4 protein-coding genes are annotated in these 2,222 nt (G+C 68.3%); 3 read left to right on the top strand and 1 reads right to left on the bottom strand.

From position 1 onward, the window contains the following. Positions 1-346 (bottom strand): rhomboid family intramembrane serine protease (locus VHK87_RS01550; protein ID WP_329633135.1); only part of this gene is annotated, 346 nt, incomplete at its 3' end. Between the two features lie 150 nt (positions 347-496). Here VHK87_RS01550 and hfaA point away from each other — a divergent pair. From hfaA to VHK87_RS01535, 3 genes are all read left to right on the top strand, one after another. Next, positions 497-940, top strand: a complete 444-nt coding sequence (gene hfaA, locus VHK87_RS01545) for a holdfast anchoring protein HfaA (RefSeq protein WP_329633134.1) — start codon at positions 497-499, stop codon at positions 938-940. Continuing rightward, positions 930-1,931, top strand: coding sequence for a holdfast anchoring protein HfaB (gene hfaB, locus VHK87_RS01540; protein ID WP_329633133.1), 1,002 nt, complete (start codon positions 930-932; stop codon positions 1,929-1,931). Before hfaA ends, hfaB begins: the two co-directional genes overlap by 11 nt. Beyond that, positions 1,861-2,222, top strand: a 362-nt coding sequence (locus tag VHK87_RS01535) for a hypothetical protein (protein ID WP_414694089.1), incomplete at its 3' end; no start/stop codon positions are given. The genes hfaB and VHK87_RS01535, both read left to right, overlap by 71 nt.

Raw genomic sequence — 2,222 nt, 5'->3', positions numbered from 1 at the left:
TCAACGCCGCATAGCCGAGGTTCGCGACGACCCCGCATAGGAAGTAGAAGAGAAAGAAGCCGATGACCGCCGAGGCGGAGGCGCCCAGGAAACGGGCGACCGGCGCGCCTAAGGCCAGGGCGAAAGCGGCGTTGAGCAGGGCGTGCATCCAGGTCCCGTGCACGAACAGCGGCGTCACGAGGCTTAACCAGTCCCCGGCCGCGAGCTTGGCGGGCGAGAAGCCGAACCGGCTGGCGACCGGCTCCACCGGGCCAAGGCTCTGAAGAGCATAGAGCCCGACGATCACGCCGGTGATCAGCAGCGGCGGCCAGGGCGCATTGAAGAAGGGCTGGCGCTCGCCGTTCAAGGCTCTTCACCGCAAGTGCTGGAGAACATTGGTCGCAGGCCTCTGATCCTTAACCAAATAGCCAAGTCTTTGGCTTCTAGATGGTGACGATCGGTGCGGGGCGAACACGCCTTGCGCCCCGTCGTGGCATTTTTGGGGGTGGCAGGTCTCATGCACGCAGTCAAAGGCGCCCGCCTTCGTCGCGCGTCCGGCGCCGCGGCGCTCGCCGCCGCCCTCGCGGCCGGATTCGGCGCCCACGCCCAGTCGATGATGACCAACTCGGCCGAGTTCAACGCCGGCTACGGCCGCCATGCGGGCCAGGAGAACCGTCCGGTCGATGTCACCACCCGCGACGCCAACGGCAACCGGGTGGTCGTCGACGGTCTGATCCTGACCGGCGAGGACCAGTCGAGCTTCGCACGCGCCGGCGGCGCGGCGGACGCCTTCGCCGGCGTCGGCGCCCTGGGCGGCGGGGCCACGGCCATCGGAAACAATCTCGTTGTTGTCACTCAGGGCAGCAACAACACCGTCATCGTGAACTCGAGCCAGGTGAACACCGGCCCGGTCACGGCGACCACGCAGCTCAACGGGGGAGTGAGCGGTGATGGCCAATAGGCTGTTCAACATTGCGGCGCTGACCAGCGCCGCCGCGATGGCGCTGGCCGGATGCGCGACGCCTGTCGCCGGTCCGTCCGGCAACTACGCCCATCCGATCGGCTCTTCGACGGTGACGCCGAACCCGACCTCCTACTCGGCGGCCCTGGTCTGCATGGCCGGCTACGCCCGGGCTAACCGGCTGACCGCCCCGCGGATCGCGGTGGGCCGGATCGCCGACTACACCGGGAAGGCCGAGGCCGACGGCTCGGGCCGCAAGATCACCCAGGGCGCTTCGCTGATGGCGATGAGCGCCTTCGCCAAAGCGGGCATGCCGCTGGTCGAGCGCTTCGACACCTCGGTCTCCGAGCTCGAGCTGAAGTACGCCAACAACAAGCTGATCTCGGATTCGCCAAACGCGGCCCCCGAGATGCCGGCCGAGTACCGGCGCATCCTGGCCGGCCAGGTGCCTGGCTCGGACTTCTATGTGGCGGGCGGCGTCACCGAGCTGAACTTCAACATCCGCTCCTCGGGCTTCGACATCGCCGCGGGCGACGTGGACGTCGACGATCCGAAGGGCAACTTCCGCGGCCGGCTGATGGTGATGAACATCGGCCTGGACCTGCGGCTCATCAACACCCGCACCCTCGAGGTGGTGGACGTCATCTCCTACCAGAAGCAGGTGGTCGGCCGCGAAGTGGCGGTCGGCTGGTTCGACTTCCTGGGCGGCAACGTCTTCGACGTGTCGGCCGGGACCGGCGCGCTGGAGCCGATGCAGCTGGCGGTGCGGGCGCTGGTCGAGCGCGCGGTCGTCGAGATGACCGCCAACCTCTACGGCATGCCGGGCCCGCAGGCCTGCCTGCAGCACGACCCGCTGGCCGGCGGCACGGTGGGTCTGACGGGCGCCTATGTGCCCGCCTACAACAATCTGGACACCAACAATGCGAACACCCGCGAAGATCCTTCTCGCTGGCACACTGGTCGCGACGGCGCCGTTCGCGGCCGCTACTAGCTACGCGCAGAGTTCGGTCCTCAACGAGCAGATCCAGCTCGGCGACCTGTTCTCGTCGCAGACCCTGAACGTCGAGGAGGTCACCGACCAGACGGTCGGCGTCGCCACCTCCACGGCCAACAGCTTCGACGCCCGCGTCGACGGCGGCGACCTGGACGTCACCTCCTACCAGGAGAGCGGCGGGGCGGTCGGTTCGCAGGTGACGGCGAACGTCACGGTGAACTCCGGCGCCTCGACGAGCCTCTCCAGCAACGCCAGCGGCAACATCGGGGATGCGGCGGTCTACGCCGG

This window comes from Phenylobacterium sp., assembly GCF_036263695.1.
GTDB lineage: Bacteria > Pseudomonadota > Alphaproteobacteria > Caulobacterales > Caulobacteraceae > Phenylobacterium.
The sequence above is the reverse complement of the archived record's forward strand: the minus strand, read 5'-3'. Positions and strand labels throughout refer to the sequence as shown.